Below are 19,669 nucleotides of genomic sequence, written 5' to 3'. Positions count from 1 at the left end.
CCCCTCCCCTGAAGGGGAGGGGCGTAGATGAACTAAGCCCGCACGACTTTCGCAATCGCGTCGAGCAGCCCGTTCACAAACCCCTTCTCGCGCCGGTCGTAGAATGCGTCGGTGACGTCGAGATATTCGCTGATCGCGGCGCCCGTGGGTACGTCCTTGCGCGCGAGCAGTTCATAGGTTCCGGCGCGCAGGATCTGGCGCATCGGGCGGTCGAGCCGGTCGAAGCTCCAGTCCGCCGATAGCTTCGACGCGATCAGGGCGTCGATCTCGTCGCGGCGCGCGTCGACGCCCTTGACGATGTCGTCGAAGAAGGTCGGATCGGCGTCGATATATTCCGCGTCCTCGATCGTCGCGCCCAGGCGATGCTGGTGAAATTCGGTAAGCAGCTGAGTGAGCGGGGTCTTCTCCATCTCCTGCTGGTACAGCGCCTGCACGGCGGCGAGGCGCGCGGCGGCGCGGGCTTTGGATCGGGTCTTGGCGGTGGGACTGGGCATGGCGGGCGCACATAGTCCCCCGGATCACGGAACGCAAAGAAGTTCGAACGCAAGCACCGGGACGCTGTGCTCTCCCTGCCATTCTAACCGGGCGGGGAAGGAGACACATCATGACCCTGCTCACCGGAAAAACCGCAATCGTCACGGGCGCCTCATCGGGCATCGGCCGCGCCACGGCGCTGTGCTTTGCTCGTGCGGGGGCGTCGCTCGTCCTCAACGCGCGCAGTCCCGCACCGTTGGAGCGGGTCGTCGCGGAGGTCGCCGCTCTGGGTGCTCAGGGGTGGGCCGTTCCCGGCGATGTCGGGGACCCCGATCTTCATGCCCGGATGGTGCAAATGGCGCAGTCCCGCTTCGGTGCGCTGCATGTTGCCGTCAACAATGTCGGGACCGTCGGAATACCGGGCCCGCTCGAAACCATGTCGATCGCCGAATGGGACCGGGTGATTCAGACCAACCTAACCTCTGCCTTTCTCGCCGCGCGGGTTCAACTGCCCGCGATGCGCGAGGCAGGCGGCGGGTCGATCATTTTCGTGTCGTCCTTTGTGGGGACCAGCGTGGGCCTGCCGGGCATGGCCGCCTATGGCGCGAGCAAGGCGGCGCTGATGGGACTGGTCAAGGGGATCACCGCCGATCACGGGCGGGAGGGCATCCGGGCCAATGCGCTGCTGCCCGGCGGCACCCATACCGCGATGGCGGGCGACGCCGCCCAGCGCGAATGGGCGGCGGGGCTGCACGCGCTCGGTCGCATCGCCGATCCGGATGAGATCGCGCAGGCCGCCTTATTCCTCGCCAGCGACATGAGCAGCTTTGTCGCCGGGTCGGCCCTTTATGCCGATGGCGGCAACGCGGCGGTCAAATAGCGGTCAGCGCAACCGCAGCGCCACCGACCTGGCGTGCGCCGGAAGCCCCTCCGCCTCGGCCAGGGCCACCGCCGCCGGGCCGATCGCCGCCAGCCCCTGCGCATCGAGCGCGAGGAAGCTGGTGCGCTTCATGAAATCGAGCACCGATAGCCCGCTGGCAAAGCGCGCGCGGCGGCCGGTGGGCAGGACGTGGTTGGGACCGGCGACATAATCGCCGATTGCCTCCGGCGTCATCCGCCCGAGGAATACCGACCCGGCATGGCGGACGCGGGCGAACAGCGCGTCGGGATCGTCCACCGCCAGTTCCAGATGCTCGGGCGCGAGCTTATTGACCAGCGGAATCGCTTCGTCGAGTGTTCCGGTCAGGATGATCGCGCCATTGGCGTCCCAGCTTCGCCGCGCCACGTCGCGCGTTGCCAGCTCGCCGATCTGGCGGTCGACTGCCTCGGCCACCTTGCCCGCCAGGATCGCGTCATCGGTGATGAGGATGGACTGGCTGGTGGGATCATGTTCGGACTGGCTGAGCAGGTCGGCGGCGATCCATTCGGGGTCGTTCCTGCCGTCGGCTACGACGACGATCTCGCTCGGCCCCGCGACCATGTCGATGCCGACCACGCCATAGAGTTGACGCTTGGCCTCCGCGACCCAGGCATTGCCGGGGCCGGTGATGACATCGACCGCGGCGATCCGCCCGGTACCATAGGCGAGGGCGGCAATCGCCTGTGCACCGCCGATGCGCCAGATTTCGTCCACCCCGGCGATGTGCGCGGCGGCGAGGACCAGCGGGTTGATCTCGCCATCCGGGGTCGGCGTGACCATGACGACGCGATCGACGCCCGCGACCTTGGCCGGAATGGCGTTCATCAGCACCGAGCTGGGATAGGCCGCGCGGCCGCCGGGGACATAGACCCCCGCCGCCTCGACCGCACCCCAGCGCGCGCCGGTGCGGACGCCCGCGGCATCGGTGTCGTCGCTGTCGGCAGGCTTCTGCTTCTCGTGATAGGCGGTGATTCGCTGTGCCGCGAGTTCGAGCGCGGCGCGCAGGTCGGGGGCGAGGCCGTCGAGCGCGGCGGCGCATTCGGACTTCTCGATCCGCCAGCCGGTTTCGTTGAGGTCGTGGCGGTCGAACTTCCGGGTGAAGGCATGGACTGCGGCATCGCCCTCATCGCGGACGCTCGAGACGATGGTCCGCACGTCGCGGGTGACATCGGCGTCAGCTTCGCGGCGCGCGTCGACCAGATCGCGGAACGCCTGGGCAAAGCCGGGTTCGGAGGTGGACAGGCGGATCATGCGGTGTCGCGCTCCACCGCCCGGCGGAAGCCATCGACCAGCGGCAGCACCTCGGGGCGCGTCTTGAACGCGGCGCGGTTGGCGATCAGGCGGCTCGACACCTCCATGATCGTCTCGACCTCGACCAGGCCATTTTCCTTGAGCGTGCGGCCCGAGGAGACGAGATCGACGATGCGCGGGGCTAGGTCGAGCAAAGGCGCCAGCTCCATCGCGCCGTTCAGCTTGATGCATTCGGCCTGCACGCCGCGCGCCTCGAAATGCTTGCGGGTCAGATGCGGGTATTTGGTCGCGACGCGGACATGGCTCCAGCCGCGCGGATCGTCGGTGGCGGCGAGCGCGGCGGGTTCGGCGACCGACAGGCGGCAATGGCCGATGCCAAGATCGACCGGAGCGTACAGTTCCGAATAGTCGAATTCGGCCAGCACGTCCGAACCGACGATGCCGAGCTGTGCCGCGCCATGCGCGACAAAGGTCGCGACATCGAACGCCCGCACGCGGATCAGGTCGATATCGGGCCGGTTGGTCCTGAAGCGCAGCGCCCGGCTGCCTTCGTCCGAAAATGCCGGTTCGGGCACGATTCCGGCGCGCGCGAGCAGGGGCGAAGCCTCTTCGAGGATGCGGCCCTTGGGCACGGCAAGGATGATCGGTTCGGGCGCGGTGTCGGTCATGGGTTGCGCGCCTTTACTTGGGGGGGCGCTGCGGCGCAACAAGGGGAGAGGAGGCGGCGATGACGGACTGGATGGCGCTGGAGGATGTGCGGACAGCGTTCGCGAACCAGGTGGACTATTGTCGGGCGAACGATGCGCCGCTGACGGCTGCGGTGGTGCAGGCGATCCTCGACGGCATGGCCGGGCCGGGGGCGTTCCGGGCCGCGCTGCGCGATTGGCCGGGCAAGCCGATGGCCGACGCGCTGCCGTTGCGTGCGGCGGGCGGGCTGCATGGGCTGCTCCTGACCGGAGCGGCGCCGTCGCTGGCGCCGCTCTATGCGGGGGAGGCGGTGGATAGCGGCGCGCTGGTCAACGCGGCGATCGACGCGCATGACGCGGCCCTGCTCCCCTGGCTCGACGGCCCGCCGCAGACCAATGAGGCGGCGCGCTCGGCCAATTACGCTGCGGCGATGCTGTGGCTGGCGGCGCAGGGCCTGCCCCGACGGTTCGAATGTATCGAGATCGGGTCGAGCGCGGGCATCAACCTGATGATGGACCGCTATCGCTACGACCTTGGCGGGATCGCGGTCGGGCCGGAGAACGCGGCGATGCGCATCGCTCCCGACTGGCGCGGTCCCCCACCGCCTGAGGCCACCGTCGAGATCATGTCTCTGCGCGGCTGCGACGTCGCGCCGATCAACCTGACCGACGCCGAGGCCTTGCTGCGCCTGCGCGCCTATGCCTGGCCGGAACATCGCGTGCGCGCGCAGCGGCTGGAGATCGCGGCGGCGGAGGCGGCACGGCGCGCGCCCGATCTGGTCGAGGCCGATGCTGCGGCGTTTGTGGTCGAGGCGCTCGCCCGGCCACAGGCGGCGGGGACGAGCCGCGTGCTGATGCACTCGATCGTGTGGCAATATCTGGGAGCCGAGCGGCAGGCGGCGATCACCACCGCGATGGAGGCGGCGGGTGCCGCCGCAACGCTCGACCGCCCCCTGGCCTGGATCGCGGTCGAGGCGAACCGACTGACCTTTCGGCACGAACTGACCGTGCGGTACTGGCCCGGCGATGGCGAACCGCAGCTGCTGGGGGCAGCGCATCCCCATGGCGCATGGGTGGAGTGGAAGGGCTGACCAAGCCCCAACCGTCACCCCGGACTTGTTCCGGGGTCCACCGGGAGGCAGGCGCGAAGCAAGAGGCTCAAAGCGATGCGCGGGATGATGAGTGGACCCCGGCACAGGTCCGGGGTGACGAGCTTTACTGTTCTGCAGCTACGGGCGCGCGCTTCTTCCCCATCACCCACGCAAACAACCGCGGGATTGGCGCATTGCGCTCCATCCACTCGCTATAGTCGCGATAGGCCGGGTCTTCGCGCAGATGCTTTTCCTCGGTCTTGGCGCGGACATAATAGATCAGGCTGACCAGCCCGAGCAGTAATGTCGCGCGCGCCGCATCGGCCAGGCTGCCGGTGGTGACCAGCAGCGGGCAGGTCGCGATCCACCAGAACAGGTTCTTCGACAGATAGGCCGGGTGCCGCGTGAACGCATACGGCCCATGGGTGATGATCCCGCGATGGGTGAGGTTCGAGAAGCGAAAGCCGAACGCCATCGTCGCCCAGGCGTAGATGGCGGTCAGCGCCACCAGCACCGCGCCGACGATCCACAACAGCACATCGTGCCCCGCCAGCCAGTGCGTCCAGTCCGATGTGCCCGGATGATAGTCGAGCGGCCCGCCATTCCCCATCAGGATGAAGGGCGGGTAGCAGATCAGTGCCACCGCCCAGGCCCCCGCATAGGGATTGGCGGTGCGGATATGGCTGTCGAGCGGGCGGAAGGTGAGGATGTAGCCGACCGTCGCAAAGGCGACGTCGAGCATGAACATGCCGGTGATCAGCCAGTTGGCGAGCGCGACCGGGTTGGTCAGGATCCCACTCGCATCGGCGCGGACGAACGCGCCGAAGCCGGGTGGGACGATCGCGAGCATGAAGGCGAGGAAGAACGCCTTCACCCCCCAGCTGCGCAGATGGTTGTGAATCGCCTCGTCCTCGACCGGCTCCTTCGACCCGATCAGCCACGCGCCGAGCGCCCAGGCGCCGTCGCGCGGGTTTTCGAGATGGCGGTCGATCCACAGCACATAGGGGACCGAGAGGACGAACAGCGCAGGCGCCGCCATCTGGAAACACCACATGGCGAAGGCGAAATTGCCCTCCCAATAGAAGCGGCAGATGGCGTAGATTGCGGCGATCCCGCCCCAGGTGAGCCACAGCCCCGCAATCTTGGTGATCGAGATGTCCAGCGTTTCGCGCAGCGGGCGGGGGTTTTCCCATTTGACGCCGGTCGTCGGATTGCGATGGACCCTGTCCACGAACACCGCCCAGAACACCATCGGTACGCCGCCCGCGACAAGATTGACCAAGGCCGCGAAAGGTCCGTCGAGGCCATAGCTACGCGCGATCGTCAGCCAGATCGCCATGCCCGCGAGGCCGGCGAGGCCGCAGCCGGTGCTGACGGCGGATTTGGGCCGGGGGTCGGCCTTGGCGCTGCGGGCAAGGGCGGGGTCGTGATACATGGCGAACGGCATAACGCGGCAATGGTAAGCAAGCCGTGAACCCTGATGTCGCCAAGGGTTTACGTCGCGGTGCCGGACTGGCTAAGGTGACAACATATCCTGTCTGCCCTGTCCGAAAGGTTTGTTCATGCGTCGCGCCTTTGCGCTCACCGCCCTGTTGCTCGCTACAAGTGCCGCCCTCGCCCAGAACAGCGCGCCCCAGCCACTGCCGTTCGACAACCGCATCCCTGCCGCGCGCGACATCGCCTATCCCGGCACGATGACGGTGAAGGTCGATGCGACCGATGTGCAACAGGCGATCTATCGCGTGAAGCAGACCATCCCCGTCGCGAATGCCGGGCCGATGGTGCTGATGATGCCCGCATGGCTGCCTGGCAAACATGCGGCGCGCGGCGAGATCGAGAAGCTGGCGGGCCTGAAGATTGGCGCCAATGGCAAGCCGGTGCCGTGGACCCGCGATACGGTCGATGTCTGGGCGTTCCATGTCGATGTGCCGCAGGGCGCGACGCAGCTCGATCTGGAATTCCAGTTCGTCGGCGCCACCGACGGCAATCAGGGGCGCGTGTCGATCGCGCCGACGATGCTGAACCTCCAGTTCGAGCAGGTAAGCCTCTATCCGGCGGGCTATTTCACCCGCCATATTCCGGTTTCCGCCACCGTCACCTATCCTCAAGGCTGGACCGCGGTCTCGGGCCTGCCCGCGAAGAAACAGGGCGACTCCTATGTCTATGAGACGACCGATTATGAGACGCTGATCGACTCGCCGGTGTTCGCCGGTCGCCATTATCGCGAGATCAAGCTCTCGCCCCAAGTCGACCTCAACGTCTTTGCCGATGAGCCCGAGGAGCTGGCGGCGACGCCCGAGCAAATCGACGCACACAAGAAGTTGGTCGAACAGTCGGTCAAGCTGTTCGGCGCGCAGCATTACGACCAGTATGAATTCCTGCTGGCGATCAGCGACGAGATGGGCGGGATCGGGCTGGAGCATCATCGCAGCTCAGAAAATGGGGTGAAGCCCGGATATTTCACCAAATGGAGCGAGGGGCCGGGCTCGCGCAACCTGTTGCCGCATGAGTTCGTTCACAGCTGGAACGGCAAGTTCCGTCGCGGTGCCGATGCCTGGACCCCTGATTTCCGCACCCCGATGCGCGATACGATGCTGTGGGTCTATGAAGGCCAGACGCAATTCTGGGGCTATGTGCTCCAGGCGCGCTCGGGCATCGTCAGCAAGCAGGATACGCTCGACATGCTCGCCAATATCGCGGCGAGCCTGGACAATCGGCCGGCGCGCAGCTGGCGGCCGCTGGTCGACACGACCAACGATCCGATCATCTCGGCGCGCCGTCCCAAGGGCTGGGTCAGCTGGCAGCGGTCGGAGGATTATTACAATGAAGGGCTGCTGATCTGGCTCGAGGCCGACGCCAAGCTGCGCGAACTGTCGCGCGGGAAGAAATCGATGGACGATTTCGCGCGGGCGTTCTTCGGGATGCGCGATGGCGACTGGGGTGTGCTGACCTATGATTTCGATACGGTCGTCGCGACGCTGAACGGGGTGCAGCCCTATGACTGGGCGGGTTTCCTCAAGTCGCGGGTGTACGACGTTGCGCCAAAGGCGCCGCTCGCGGGGTTCACGCAGAATGGCTACCGCCTGATCTATACCGACGAGCCAACCCCGGCATTCAAGAATAACGAGAAGCGCCGGAACATGGTCGATCACAGCTATTCGATCGGTCTGACCGTCGGGAAGGGCGGTTCGATCAGCGGCGTGATCTGGGATTCGCCCGCGTTCGACGCGGGGCTGGACCTGGGCGACACGATCGTTGCGGTCGCGGGGCGCGAATATTCGGACGAGCGGCTGAAGGATGCGATCATCGCCGCCAAGACCGGCAACGCGCCGATCAAGCTGCTGGTGAAAAGCGGTTCGCGCTATCGCGAAACGACCATCGACTATCGCGATGGCCTGCGCTATCCGCGCCTCGAAAAAATCGGCACCGGAGAGGGTGGCCTGGATAAGCTTTTGGCTGCTCGCTGACGCGAGCCGCGGCGGCACCAGCCCGCTCCCCCAGCCGGCCACCCATCACGCTATACTGGTGTGGGCGGACGGCTGGGGAGCGGGCTGGTGCCGTAACCTAACAGAGGACGAAACATGCGTATCGACATGATCCCTGTCGGCGACAATCCGCCGCACAGCCTGAACGTCATCATCGAAGTGCCGACCGGCGGCGAGCCGGTGAAATATGAGTTCGACAAGGCGTCGGGCGCGCTGTTCGTCGACCGCATCCTGCACACCCCGATGCGCTATCCGGCCAATTACGGCTTCGTGCCGCACACGCTGTCGCCCGATGGCGATCCGCTCGATGCGCTGGTCATCTCACGCTCGCCCTTCATCCCGGGCTGCGTCGTGCGCGCGCGGCCCATCGGCGTGCTGAAGCTGGAAGACGAGGCGGGGGGCGACGAGAAGCTGGTCTGCGTTCCCGTCGACACGACCTTCCCCTATTATACCGATGTCGGCGAGCGCGGCGACCTGCCCTCGATCGTGCTCCAGCAGATCGAGCATTTCTTCAAACATTATAAGGACCTGGAGTCCGAAAAATGGGTCCGCATCGGCGAATGGGGTGATGCCGAGGAAGCACGCCGGATCGTCGTCGAGGCGATCGACGCGGCGAAGCAGGCCAAGGCTGCGGCGGCCTGACCTGCTTCAATCGTTGAATTTCGCAAGGCCCCGAACGGTTCCGCGTTCGGGGCCTTGTCCGTTCAGAACGCACCACCGGCGGGACGCACGATGATCTCGCTGACGTCGACGCCATCGGGCTGGGCGATGGCATAGGCAATCGCGCGCGCGATCGCATCCGGCGTCAGCGACTTCTGGCGCCACTGCTTCAGCCCCTCCGCGATCTCGGGCACGGTGATGTCCTCACCCAGCTCGGTCGCGACCACGCCGGGCGAGATGATCGTGGTGCGGATATCGTCATGCTCCATCCGCAGCCCTTCGGTGATCGCCCAGACGGCATATTTGGTGCCGCAATAAACCGCTGCGGTCGGCGCGACCATGTGGGCGGCGACCGATGCGACATTGACGACATGGCCGCTCCCTTGCGCGGCGAAGCGCGGCAGCACCGCGGCGATGCCGTTGAGCACGCCATGGACATTGACGTCGATCATCCGCTTCCACTCGTCGCGCTTGAGCGCATCGAGGCGGGAGAGCGGCATCACGCCGGCATTGTTGACCAGCACGTCGACGCGCCCGAACCGCGCCTCCGCTGCTGCGACGAACGCCTCGAAGCTGTCGCCATCGGCGACGTCGAGCTGCCGCCAGGCGACGTTGTCGCCCAGTTCGTCGGCCAGCGCGGCGAGGCGATCGGAGCGGCGCGCGCCGATGAACAGGCGTGCGCCGGCGGCGGCGAGTTCGCGCACGGTGGCTTCGCCGATGCCGCTCGATGCGCCGGTGACGAGGATCGTCTTGTCGAGGGTGGGGGTGGTCATGGGTCCATTCCTTTCGGCTTGAGTTGACGCGTCAGAGATGCGTCCGGACCGCGCCGGAGCGGTAGAGCGATCGCCCGAAGAAATTGCACGATCCTCCATTTCCAAATGCCATGGGTTGCGATCGCGCGGAGCGTGCGCGACAAGGGCGGATATGGAACGCATTGCCGAAGTCGCGAAGGTCCTCGCGCGCCATACGCAGGAACCGGGTATATTTCCGTCGGAGGTACCGCGACTGTCGTTGATCCGGGGCCATGAGCCGACCGAGCCGATGCCTGCCGTTTATGAAGCATCGCTTTGCCTGATCGCCCAGGGGTCGAAGCGCGTGGCGGTCGGGGAGCACAGCTTGGTCTATGACCCGGCACATTATCTGGTCGTATCTGTCGACCTGCCCCTGGTCGGGCATGTGCTGGAGGCGAGCCCGGAGCGACCCTATCTGTGCTGCAAGATCGACCTCGACATGGCGGCGCTCGCCGATCTGGTCGTCGCGCAGCGTGGGCCGGACGCGCCTGCGGGGGTCCCCGCACTCGCGGTATGCAAGAGCGATGCGGGGCTGATCGACGCGGTGAACCGACTTGTCGGCCTGCTCGATACGCCAGGGGACATTGCAATGCTCGCACCGTTGATCGAACGCGAAATCCTCTATCGTCTGTTGAACGGCCCGCACGGACCGATGCTGCGCCACATCGCGGCGGGGGACAGTCATTTGCGGCAGGTAAGCCGGGCGATCGCGACGATCCGCGGGGCTTTCGACAAGCAACTGCGCATCCGCGACATCGCCGATGCGGCGGGGATGAGCGAATCCTCGCTCCATGCGCATTTCAAGGCGATGACGCGAATGACGCCGCTGGAATATCAGAAGCAGCTACGGTTGCAGGAGGCGCGGCGACTGATGCTGGCGGAGGGGGCGAGCGCGGGGAGTGCAGGCTTTGCGGTCGGCTATGACAGCCCGTCGCAGTTCAGCCGCGAATATGCCCGGCTGTTCGGCGCGCCGCCGCGGCGGGACATCGCGCGGTTGCAGGGGCAGGAAGCGCAGGCGGTCGCCTGAAACGGCTCAGCCGGGTTTGCGCTTCTTCTTCACGGGTGCCCGTCGGCTCGCTTCAAGCGCCAGCGCCGCCCAGGTCCGCATCGCATCGGCATCGTCATAGACGTCGTCGGGCGCGCGGCGATAGTTCATCGAGACGGTCTCGCCGTCCTTGCCGGTGAAGGTGAAGGGCGGGCATCCGGCTTCGTCCCACAGGGGCGCGCTGACCTTGTCGTTCTTGAAGTAAATTGCCTCTTCGTCGACCACGGCGAAGACGAGTCCGTCGCAGTGGAGCACCGCTGCGCCCATCATCGGGCGGTGGCTGACGGTGCCGAGCGGCTCCAGCGCTTCCTTGGCCCATTCGACGAGCCCCGCGTCAAAAGCCATTGGCCAGCGCCTCCAGCGCTTCGTCCTGCATCCGCCAGCGTTCCCAGCCATCGACATGCGCCGCGCCGATGCTGCGATAGAAGCCCTTGCCCAGTGCGTTCCAGTCGAGGACGTTCCATTCGAGCCGCGCGCCGCCGCGTTCGATGACGAGCGCGGCGAGGCTGGAGAGCAGGGCGCGGCCCAGCCCCGCGCCGCGTGCGTGGGGTTCGACGAACAGGTCCTCCAGCCAGAGGCCGGGCTTGCCCTCGAAGGTCGAGAACGTCTGAAAGAACAGCGCGAACCCGGCAGGGACGCCGTCCAGTTCGCCGATCAACACTTCGGCGGCGGGCCGCTCGCCGAACAGATGACGATGGAGCGTCGCGTCGTCGAAACGGACCTCGTGTGCGAGTTTCTCATAGTCGGCGAGCTTGCGGATGAAGCCTGCGACGAGATCGAAATCCTGCGCAGTCGCCTGACGAATCGCGATCATGGCAATTGTGCCTCCGTATCGGCGACCGGCGCCTGATCGCGCCGCCGCGCCGCGATGATGCAGCCTCCGACGATCAGCGCCGCGCCCGCCACGGTGAAGACGGAAACCCGTTCGCCGAACACGATCCAACCCCAGAATGTCGCCCAGAGGAAGCCGGTATATTCGGTCGGCGCGAGATAATTGGCCTCGGCGCGGGCATAGGCCCAGCTGAGCAGGAAGAGCGAGGCGGTGGCGAGGATCGCGGCGAGGATCAGCGCGGGGGCGTGCTCGACCGAGGGGACGCGCAGTAGCCAGGGCGCGGCGAGCAGGAACAGCCCGGCGACGAACAGCGACTGGTAGAAGGCGACCTCGCCCGGACCTGCGAGCAGCGATTGCTGGCGCATCAGGATGATGTTCCAGGCGTAGCAGAGCGCCGAGCCGAGGATCGCGAGCGCGCCCCAGAACGCGTCCTCGCCCAGTTCGGCGTGCGACTGGCCCCACAGGATCAGCAGCACGCCGGCAAAGGCGAGCGCGGTGGCGACGAGGGTGAGGCGGGTGATCCTCTCCTTCAGCAGCCAAGCCGCGAGGAACAGCGCGATGATCGGCGCGATGAACGAGAGCGCGATCGCCTGCGCCATCGGCACGCGGCCGAGGCCCCAGAAGAACAGGAAGGCCATCACGGCGGACACTGCGGCGCGAACCAGATGCAGCCGCATCGCCGCGCGGCTGGGGCGCGGCGGGCGCGACAGGGCGTAGGGAACGCCGCTCGCCACCACTCCCGCCAGCATCCGCCAGGTCAGCGCATTATAGGCACCGAGCGCGATCACCAGGCCCTTCATCACCGCATCCATCGACGAAAAGATCGCGATGCCGAGCGATGCGACGGCGAAGGCGATGAGGGGGGCGATGGGACGCATGGCGGCGGCTTGACCGGTCGCAAACCGCGGGTCAAGCGACGCCGATTGGACATGCTCCGGCGACGGGCTATCATCAACCGTCAGAGGGGAAAACATGTTGAAACTGCTCGCGATGCTGACGATGTTTGCCGTGCCGCTGACGGACGCCCCAAGCGTGCTAGAGCCCGCGAACGACTGGTCGGTCGAGCACAGCGATGGGCGGTGTCTTCTTTCCCGCAGGTTCGGGACCGGAGCGGACCAGGTCGTGTTCGGTTTCGGGCTGTATCCGATCACGGGCGCGGACCAGATCGTCCTGATCGAACCGACCCGCGAAACCAAATCGATCAAACCGACGGACGCCAGGCTCGTCCTGAATCCCGGGCGTGATCGAGAGACTGTCTATGGCGTCGCGGTGCCGCGGGAAGAGGGCGGACGCATAACCAAGTTCGGCGTTCCCATCACTCTGAGCGATGGATTCCGGGGCAGGGAGCGGGTGGTGATCCGTACCGACGGCAGGCGCTATGATCTTCCGTTGTCCGACATGGGTGCTGCCTTCGCCGCAGCGGAACGATGCCAGAATGACCTGATGCGAAAATGGGGTCTGGACCCAAACCTCGTGACCGCCGCGGTGACGCCAGCCGAACCCATCGGCAGCCCTGCGTCATGGCTGAGTGCCAATGATTACCCGCGTGATGCGCAAATACGGGAGCCGACGCGCAAGGTCGTTGTGCGTGCCGAGATCGACGCTCGGGGGGCGGTGACCAACTGTGCCGTGGTCCAGTCCAGCGGGGCGCAGGCGCTCGATCAAGTTACCTGTGAGGTGGTCGTCAGCAACCGGGTGCGTTTTCGTCCGGCGCGGAACGCTGCGGGCGAGGCAGTTCCATCGATCTGGATTCAGGGGTTCTGCTGGCTGCGCTGGCCGGACTCGCTTTGCATCCCGTAGCCGCGATCACGCCGCCGCGACCGCCGCCGCCTCGTTGGCGGCCTCGATCTCCGCTGCCTTGGCTTCGACCAGCTTGACAAGATGGTCGAGCATGTCGGCATCCTCGATCGTGTGATCGGTCACGCCCGACAGATAGACCATGTGCTTGCCGTTGCCGCCGCCGGTCAGGCCGATATCGGTTTCGCGCGCTTCGCCCGGGCCGTTGACGACGCAGCCGAGCACGCTGAGCGACAGCGGAGTGCGGATATGCTGGAGGCGTTCCTCGAGCGCCTGAACAGTGCGGATCACGTCGAAGCCCTGGCGCGCGCAGCTGGGGCAGCTGACGACTCGGACGCCGCGATTGCGGATGCCGAGTGCCTTGAGGATTTCGAAGCCGACGCGGACTTCCTCTTCCGGCTCGGCGGAGAGCGAGACGCGGATCGTGTCGCCGATGCCGAACCATAGCAAAGACCCGATGCCGATCGCGCTCTTCACCGTCCCGCCGACGAACCCGCCCGCCTCGGTGATGCCGAGATGCAGCGGGCAATCGACGACTTCGGCGAGCTGCTGATAGGCGGCGGTGGCGAGGAACAGGTCGCTCGCCTTCACCGCGACCTTGAACTCGTGAAAATCGCGATCCTGCAACAGCTTGATATGGTCGAGCGCGCTTTCGACCAAAGCCTCGGGGCAAGGCTCGCCATATTTTTCGAGCAGGTCTTTCTCGAGCGACCCGGCATTGACGCCGATGCGGATCGCACAGCCATTGACCTTGGCGGCGTTGACGACCTCGTTCACCCGCTCTGCCGAGCCGATGTTGCCGGGGTTGATGCGCAGGCACGCCGCGCCGGCATCGGCGGCTTCCAGCGCGCGCTTGTAGTGGAAATGGATGTCGGCGACGATCGGCACGCGCGCGGCGCGGACGATCTGCTTGAGCGCCGCGGTGCTTTCAACATCGGGGCACGAGACGCGGATGATATCGACTCCGGCATCCTCGCAGCGACGAATCTGGTCGATCGTGGCGACGGGGTCAGAGGTCGGGGTGTTGGTCATCGTCTGCACGGTGACCGGCGCATCGCCGCCGACGGGGACGTTGCCGACCATGATCTGACGGCTTTGGCGGCGCGTGATATCGCGCCAGGGACGCACGGACATTGGATTTCCTCTGGGTTCGGCGCGCCTATACCCTATCGCTGCCCCGCGAGGAAGGCGGCGACGCGGTCGACGGCATTGTGGCGCAGGTCCATATAGACGAGCTGAACGTCGAGCGCGCGATAGCTGCCGTCCGGGGCGATGAAGCTGGCATAGCGCTCGCCCGGGGACGAACTATAGACACGCCCACCCTGTCCGCAGCGCGCCTCGATCAGTTCGGCATCGGGCGCGCGCAGCGGCTCTGGAAATTCATAGCCGCCCCGCATCCAGGCGCCGCGATGGGCGGTGCGCGGGGCGGGCGTCGGCCCGGTCGTCCAGCTGATCGGGTTGTTGCAGGCGGCGGCGGGACGGCTCGGCGCCGCCTTGCTCCCCTCGGCCCAGATCGACCAGGTGACGACGCAGCCGGTGTCGGTGGCGGTCGTACAGTGGCGGATGTCGCGCCGGGCGCCGAACCAGTCGAGCGGGATATGTTCGCCGACCAGATAGGCGGCGACCATATGCGCGGCGATCGGCCGGCCGTCGACCTCGCGCTCGATCAGCATCCGGCCAAGCCGTGATCCCAATCCATGCCCCGCAAGGATGAAGGGACGATCGCCGACGCGGCGACGAAACTCGCGAAAGGCGCGGAGGATATCGCCATAGGCGAGCGCGAGCGCCGCTTCGCTCCCGTCCGACGACCATGCCGGATTCATCTGGCGATAGCGCGGCGCATAGATCGCGCAGCATCCGTTGAAGGCGCTGGCCTGATTGCGGATCGTGGTCTGGCCCACATCTCCGTTGAACCACACGTCGCTTGTGCCCGCATTCCACACCGCACGGCGCAGCGGCACGGCGGAATGGATGAAGAAGACATCGGCGGGTGCGCGCAGCTGGGGCGGCTCCGCCACGCCCTTCGGCACCGTATCGCCATCGTCGCGGATCGACGGGAGCGACGCCCAGTTGGTGGGTCCCGCATAGTCGGGGGCTGGCGGCGCAGTCGCGGGGTCGAAGCGCGGGGGCTGCGCCTGCGCGCTGTCCGGTCGAGCCGTAGTGGCACAGCCCGCCAGCGCGCACGCGATCGCGGCGATGTATAAAGAGGTGCCGTTCCGCCGCATTCCCGCTCCCGCTAACCAATTGGTGAGGCGCCGCCGCGTATAGCGCGGCGCGTGAGTGAAGCGAACCGGGACCTTTCGGACGATGCCGCACGTGGCGGGCGCCATTATGGCCTCGACTGGCTGCGCATTGCCGCGTTCGCGCTGCTGATCCTCTATCATATCGGCATGGTGTTCGCGCCGTGGGGATGGGTGATCCACACCGATTACCAGATTTCCGCGCTGATCGCGCCGATGGCGCTGCTGACGCCGTGGCGGCTGCCGCTGTTGTTCGCGGTATCGGGATTCGCCTCGCGGCACCTGTTCGAGAAATCGGGCAGCGCCTCAGCCTTTCTGCACGCGCGCAACCTCAGGCTGCTGATTCCGCTCGCCTTCGGCATGGCGGTGCTGATCCCGGTCGAGATGTGGGTGCGGGTGCGCGAGGCGGGCTATCCGCATGGCTATCTCGTCTTCTGGGCCACCGATTACTGGCGTTGGGGGCCGTTCTGGGGGCGCGAGTTCCCAAGCTGGGAACATCTGTGGTTCGTCGTTTATCTCTGGGCCTATACCGCCGTGCTGGCGCTGATCCTCTGGCGCTGGCGGCGCTGGTTCGATGCGGTGGCGAGCGGGATCGCCGCCTGGCTGGCTCAGGGCTGGCGGCTGCTGTGGGTGCCGGCGGTGGGATTGGCCGTGGCGCGGCTTGGCCTTCAGTTCCTGGTTGCGGACGAGCAGGGCCTGCTGCGGGACTGGGCGGGTCATGCGCTCTATTTCCCCATCTTCCTGTTCGGGTTCGTGCTTGCCGGATCGCCGACGCTGTGGCCTGTGCTGCGCCGTATTTCGAATGCCGCGCTGGCCGTCTCCGCGCTGACCGGCGCCGTCATCGTCTGGATCGAAACCAGCTATCCCGGAGAGACGATTCCGCCGCACGCGGTGATGGCGCTGGCGCGGGTGGCACAGGTGACGATGGGCTGGACGGTCACGCTCGCGCTGATCCAGCTGGCCGATCGCTATTGGAACCGCGATCGTCGCTGGCGCAAGAGTGCGGCGGAGGCGGTGTTTCCCTTCTACCTCGTCCATCAACCCGTGATCGTGCTCACTGCCTGGTACAGCTTGCCCCTCGGCCTGCCGGCGGGCGTCCAGTTCCTTCTGCTGGTCGCGACGACCGGGATCGCGTGCCTTGCCACCTATCTGATCGGGCGCGAGATCGGCTGGCTGCGCCCGCTGATCGGACTCGGGCCACGCGCCCGCCCGCCCGCGCCCGCGATTTCACCACAAGCGGCCTGACAAGCGTCTGGCCTGCGGCTATGGCGCGGGGGTGAAACGGCATTACGGCATGGACTGGCTGCGGATCGGGGCGTTCGCGCTGCTGATCCTCTACCATATCGGCATGGTCTTCGTGCCATGGGGCTATCATGTGAAGACCGCCGCGCCCGCCGACTGGGTGACGGTACCGATGCTGTTCACCAACCCGTGGCGGTTGACCCTCCTTTTCGTGGTGTCGGGCTATGCCAGCCGGGCGCTGTGGCGAAAATCGAGCGGCGCTGGCGGGTTCATGGCGAATCGCAGCTGGCGGCTGATCGTGCCGCTGCTGTTCGGGGTGGCGGTGATCGTGCCGCCGCAAGCGTGGGTCGAGCTGACTACCCAATGGCCCTACCGGTTCGATTACTGGACCTTCTGGACCCGGCATTACTGGTATTTCGGTCAGTTCGGGCCGATCGTTCTGCCGACCTGGAACCATTTGTGGTTCGTCGGCTATCTGTGGCTCTACACGCTGGGGCTGGCACTGGTCGCGAGCCTGCCGGGCGGCGCCTGGGCGCAGCGGACGTTCGACCGCGCGTTTGCGGGAACGCGCGTGCTGTGGCTGCCCGCCGCCTATCTGCTGATGACGCAGGTCGTGGTGTTTCAGCGGTGGAGCGACAGTCACGATGTCTTCAACGACGGCGTCGCGCATCTGGCTTATTTCCCCGCCTTCCTGTTCGGCTTTGCGCTGGCGGGGTCGGAGCCGGTGATGCGCTGGATCGCGCGGCTGTGGAAACCGGCGCTGGCGATCGGGCTGGCCGGCTATGCCACCACCGCCGCGATCGACATCGCCTATACCGGCAGGATTCCCTGGCTGCCCAGCCGTATCATGCTGGCGGCGCGTTACATTCAGGCATGGATGATGATCGCGGCGCTGATCGGCATCGCCGAGGTCTATCTCAACCGCGACCATCGCTGGCGGCAGATGCTGACCGAGGCGGTGTTCCCCTTCTATCTGATCCATCAGACGATCATCGTCGTGGCGATGTACTGGCTGTTGAAGCTGAGCCTGCCTGCAGCGGCGGAATTCGCGATCCTGGTGCCGGTGACCGCATTGGGATGCTGGCTCTTCTATCGCTATGGTCGCGAGGTGCCGTGGCTGCGCCCGTTGATCGGGCTGCGCTATGCCCGGCGCGACCGCCCCGACCCCGTACCGCCCGTTACAAGCCCGGAGGCCGCATGACTCGCCTGATCGCCCTGATCGTCTCCGTCACGCTGGCGCTGCCTGCGCTGGCGCAGGACAAGCCGAAATGGACGCTGGTGATCCATGGCGGCGCCGGGGTGATCGAGCGATCGAAGATGACATCCGAGCGCGAGGCGGCGGCGCGCAAAGGCCTCGACGCGGCGCTTGAGGCGGGGTCGAAGGTGCTGGCCAGCGGCGGCAGCGCGCTCGACGCGGTCGAGGCGGCGGTGCGGCTGCTGGAGGATGACCCCAATTTCAACGCCGGACGTGGCGCGGTGTTCACCTGGGAGGGGACGAACGAGCTCGACGCCTCGATCATGGAGGGAACGGAGCGCAAGGCGGGCGCGGTCGCCGGGGTCACGCGCACGCGGCATCCCATCAGCCTGGCGCGGATGGTGATGGAGGATAGCCCGCATGTCCTGCTCGCAGGGTCGGGCGCCGACCGGTTCAGCGTCGAGAAGGGGCTGGAGCAGGTCGACCCGAGCTGGTTCGCGACCGAGGAGCGCCGCCAGCAACTCGAGCGCTTCAAGGCACGGCGCACCGGCGCGCTGCCCGACGCCATGCGCTTCGGCACGGTCGGCGCGGTGGCGCTCGACAGCAAGGGGCGGATGGCGGCGGCGACCTCGACCGGCGGCATGACCGGCAAGCGCTGGGGCCGGGTGGGCGATGCGCCCATCGTCGGCGCGGGCACCTATGCCGACGATCGCGCCTGCGCGGTCTCGGCGACCGGCGACGGGGAGTATTTCATCCGCGTCGGCGTCGCGCACGAGATCTGCACCCGGATGCGCGTGGCGACCCCGAGCAACGGTGTGGCGTGCCCCGAGGAAACGAAGGAGCCGGACACCGTCTCCAGCTGCACCCTCCGGATTCTGCTCAGCCCGGAACAGGCGACCGGCATTGCCGACGACGTCCTTTCCGATGTCGAGGATCTGGGCGGCAGCGGCGGGGTGATCTTCATCGCGCGCGGCGGTGCGGCGGGCTGGAGCTTCAACAGCGCGGGCATGTATCGCGGTGCGGTGTCGTCCGACGGCAAGAAGGTCGTCGCGATCTATGGCGACGAGGATTAAGAGCGGCCGCATGATTCGCTCCCTCCTCGCCGCACTGGCGCTCGCCGCCAGCCTGATCGCCACGCCCGCCCTCGCGTACTGGGAATGGGGCCACGAGACCGTGGCGACCATCGCGTACAAGAATGTGAAGCCCGAGACGCGGCGCGCGATCGACCGGCTGCTCGCGCGGCAGGGGCTGCTTGAGACGCCGACCTGTCCGGCGAAGACGCTGGAACAGGCGAGCATCTGGGCGGACTGCATCAAGCCGCTCGGCGCGCGGTTCAGCTATGCCTATAACTGGCACTATCAGAATGTGAACATCTGCAAGCCCTTCACGCTCAAGGGCAATTGCCCCGACGGCAATTGCGTGTCGGCGCAGATCGAGCGCGGCGTGAAGCTGTTGCAGGACAAGGACGTGCCGGTGCGCGAAAAGGTGATGGCGCTCGCTTTCCTCACCCATTTCGTGGGCGATCTGCACCAGCCGCTGCACGCCGGCGACAAGGGCGATCTGGGCGGCAACCGCGCGCGGACCGATTATGGCATCTACGGCCCGGAGCGACTGAACCTGCACAGCATCACGGACGGCTGGCTGGCCGAGCGCGCCATCTCCACCCCGCCGGCGCTGACCATCGTCTATCCCGAGGAGGAGCGGGCGCGGGAAAGCGCGGGGACGGTCGAGGACTGGAGCCGCGAGAACTGGCAGGCGGCGCACATGGCCTATGAAGCGGCGTTCGACGGCGATCCGTGCCGTGCGGACCTCCCCGCGCGGGGCAAGCTCGACGATGCCGATATCGAGAAGCTGGTCCCGATGATGCGCGCGCAGATCAAGCGCGGCGGGCTGCGGCTGGCGCGCTTGCTCGACGAGGCGTTCGGTCCGCCGCCGCCGGAGCAGCCCAGGCGCTGATGCTG

20 protein-coding genes are annotated in these 19,669 nt (G+C 66.8%); 10 read left to right on the top strand and 10 right to left on the bottom strand.

Translation table 11 applies throughout. The features are described 5' to 3' along the window. Positions 1-32: 32 nt before the first annotated feature. Entirely contained in the window at positions 33-494 is a 462-nt protein-coding gene (nusB, locus tag FPZ54_RS10510) for a transcription antitermination factor NusB (protein ID WP_145847012.1), read from the bottom strand. Positions 495-604: 110 nt separating this feature from the next. Between nusB and FPZ54_RS10505 the strand changes: the two genes are divergently transcribed. After that, positions 605-1,354 carry an SDR family oxidoreductase gene (locus FPZ54_RS10505; protein WP_145847010.1) on the top strand — a complete coding sequence of 250 codons (750 nt, stop codon included), beginning with the start codon at positions 605-607 and terminating at the stop codon, positions 1,352-1,354. Positions 1,355-1,357: 3 nt separating this feature from the next. On the opposite strand, the gene hisD is transcribed toward FPZ54_RS10505, so the two are convergent. Both hisD and hisG read right to left on the bottom strand, forming a co-directional pair. Then, positions 1,358-2,644 (bottom strand): histidinol dehydrogenase, encoded by a 1,287-nt coding sequence (hisD, locus tag FPZ54_RS10500; RefSeq protein WP_145847008.1) that lies wholly within the window; start codon positions 2,642-2,644, stop codon positions 1,358-1,360. Continuing rightward, on the bottom strand, positions 2,641-3,312 hold the full coding sequence (hisG, locus tag FPZ54_RS10495; protein WP_145847006.1) for an ATP phosphoribosyltransferase: 672 nt from the start codon (positions 3,310-3,312) through the stop codon (positions 2,641-2,643). Before hisG ends, hisD begins: the two co-directional genes overlap by 4 nt. 59 nt (positions 3,313-3,371) lie before the next feature. Between hisG and FPZ54_RS10490 the strand changes: the two genes are divergently transcribed. Continuing rightward, complete coding sequence (locus tag FPZ54_RS10490; protein ID WP_145847004.1) at positions 3,372-4,421, top strand: DUF2332 domain-containing protein; 1,050 nt, start codon at positions 3,372-3,374, stop codon at positions 4,419-4,421. 124 nt (positions 4,422-4,545) lie between these two features. Here FPZ54_RS10490 and FPZ54_RS10485 read toward each other — a convergent pair whose 3' ends face one another. Then, positions 4,546-5,856: a methyltransferase family protein gene (locus FPZ54_RS10485; protein WP_186456730.1), complete on the bottom strand. Its 1,311-nt coding sequence runs from the start codon at positions 5,854-5,856 to the stop codon at positions 4,546-4,548. 127 nt (positions 5,857-5,983) lie between these two features. Between FPZ54_RS10485 and FPZ54_RS10480 the strand changes: the two genes are divergently transcribed. Then, a complete protein-coding gene (locus FPZ54_RS10480) occupies positions 5,984-7,888 on the top strand; it encodes a M61 family metallopeptidase (RefSeq protein WP_145847002.1) in 1,905 nt (634 codons plus the stop codon). A 114-nt stretch (positions 7,889-8,002) separates the two neighbouring features. Beyond that, on the top strand, positions 8,003-8,548 hold the full coding sequence (gene ppa, locus FPZ54_RS10475) for an inorganic diphosphatase (protein WP_145847001.1): 546 nt from the start codon (positions 8,003-8,005) through the stop codon (positions 8,546-8,548). A gap of 62 nt (positions 8,549-8,610) precedes the next feature. Here the strand turns inward: ppa and FPZ54_RS10470 are convergent, their stop codons facing one another. Next, a complete protein-coding gene (locus FPZ54_RS10470; RefSeq protein WP_145847000.1) occupies positions 8,611-9,339 on the bottom strand; it encodes an SDR family oxidoreductase in 729 nt (242 codons plus the stop codon). Between the two features lie 151 nt (positions 9,340-9,490). On the opposite strand from FPZ54_RS10470, the gene FPZ54_RS10465 reads away from it, so the two are divergent. Then, the gene (locus tag FPZ54_RS10465; RefSeq protein WP_145846999.1) at positions 9,491-10,384 is read left to right on the top strand and encodes an AraC family transcriptional regulator; all 894 of its coding nucleotides are present in this window, start codon (positions 9,491-9,493) and stop codon (positions 10,382-10,384) included. Between the two features lie 6 nt (positions 10,385-10,390). Here the strand turns inward: FPZ54_RS10465 and FPZ54_RS10460 are convergent, their stop codons facing one another. The 3 genes from FPZ54_RS10460 to FPZ54_RS10450 are packed head-to-tail and all read right to left on the bottom strand — an operon-like array spanning position 10,391 to position 12,112. Continuing rightward, on the bottom strand, positions 10,391-10,747 hold the full coding sequence (locus tag FPZ54_RS10460) for a TfoX/Sxy family protein (RefSeq protein ID WP_145846997.1): 357 nt from the start codon (positions 10,745-10,747) through the stop codon (positions 10,391-10,393). After that, positions 10,737-11,216, bottom strand: coding sequence for a GNAT family N-acetyltransferase (locus FPZ54_RS10455; protein ID WP_145846996.1), 480 nt, complete (start codon positions 11,214-11,216; stop codon positions 10,737-10,739). Before FPZ54_RS10455 ends, FPZ54_RS10460 begins: the two co-directional genes overlap by 11 nt. After that, positions 11,213-12,112, bottom strand: coding sequence for a DMT family transporter (locus FPZ54_RS10450; protein ID WP_145846995.1), 900 nt, complete (start codon positions 12,110-12,112; stop codon positions 11,213-11,215). The genes FPZ54_RS10455 and FPZ54_RS10450 overlap by 4 nt, the downstream gene beginning before the upstream one ends. Before the next feature lie 94 nt (positions 12,113-12,206). Between FPZ54_RS10450 and FPZ54_RS10445 the strand changes: the two genes are divergently transcribed. Continuing rightward, positions 12,207-13,034: a TonB family protein gene (locus FPZ54_RS10445; protein WP_145846994.1), complete on the top strand. Its 828-nt coding sequence runs from the start codon at positions 12,207-12,209 to the stop codon at positions 13,032-13,034. 6 nt (positions 13,035-13,040) lie between these two features. Here the strand turns inward: FPZ54_RS10445 and ispG are convergent, their stop codons facing one another. Both ispG and FPZ54_RS10435 read right to left on the bottom strand, forming a co-directional pair. Then, positions 13,041-14,165 carry a flavodoxin-dependent (E)-4-hydroxy-3-methylbut-2-enyl-diphosphate synthase gene (gene ispG / locus FPZ54_RS10440; RefSeq protein ID WP_145846993.1) on the bottom strand — a complete coding sequence of 375 codons (1,125 nt, stop codon included), beginning with the start codon at positions 14,163-14,165 and terminating at the stop codon, positions 13,041-13,043. 32 nt (positions 14,166-14,197) lie between these two features. After that, on the bottom strand, positions 14,198-15,256 hold the full coding sequence (locus FPZ54_RS10435; RefSeq protein ID WP_186456729.1) for a DUF3089 domain-containing protein: 1,059 nt from the start codon (positions 15,254-15,256) through the stop codon (positions 14,198-14,200). Positions 15,257-15,307: 51 nt separating this feature from the next. Here FPZ54_RS10435 and FPZ54_RS10430 point away from each other — a divergent pair, with 51 nt between their 5' ends. From FPZ54_RS10430 to FPZ54_RS10415, 4 genes are read left to right on the top strand one after another with little or no spacing between them, the layout of a single operon-like run. Beyond that, positions 15,308-16,516: an acyltransferase family protein gene (locus FPZ54_RS10430; RefSeq protein ID WP_186456728.1), complete on the top strand. Its 1,209-nt coding sequence runs from the start codon at positions 15,308-15,310 to the stop codon at positions 16,514-16,516. Positions 16,517-16,547: 31 nt separating this feature from the next. Next, complete coding sequence (locus FPZ54_RS10425; protein ID WP_145846989.1) at positions 16,548-17,714, top strand: acyltransferase family protein; 1,167 nt, start codon at positions 16,548-16,550, stop codon at positions 17,712-17,714. Then, positions 17,711-18,781, top strand: a complete 1,071-nt coding sequence (locus FPZ54_RS10420) for an isoaspartyl peptidase/L-asparaginase family protein (RefSeq protein WP_145846987.1) — start codon at positions 17,711-17,713, stop codon at positions 18,779-18,781. Before FPZ54_RS10425 ends, FPZ54_RS10420 begins: the two co-directional genes overlap by 4 nt. A 10-nt stretch (positions 18,782-18,791) precedes the next feature. After that, positions 18,792-19,664 (top strand): S1/P1 nuclease, encoded by an 873-nt coding sequence (locus FPZ54_RS10415; protein WP_145846986.1) that lies wholly within the window; start codon positions 18,792-18,794, stop codon positions 19,662-19,664. Positions 19,665-19,669: the final 5 nt, after the last annotated feature.

It is taken from the genome of Sphingomonas suaedae (assembly GCF_007833215.1).
In the GTDB taxonomy this organism is placed as follows: domain Bacteria; phylum Pseudomonadota; class Alphaproteobacteria; order Sphingomonadales; family Sphingomonadaceae; genus Sphingomonas; species Sphingomonas suaedae.
The sequence above is the reverse complement of the archived record's forward strand: the minus strand, read 5'-3'. Positions and strand labels throughout refer to the sequence as shown.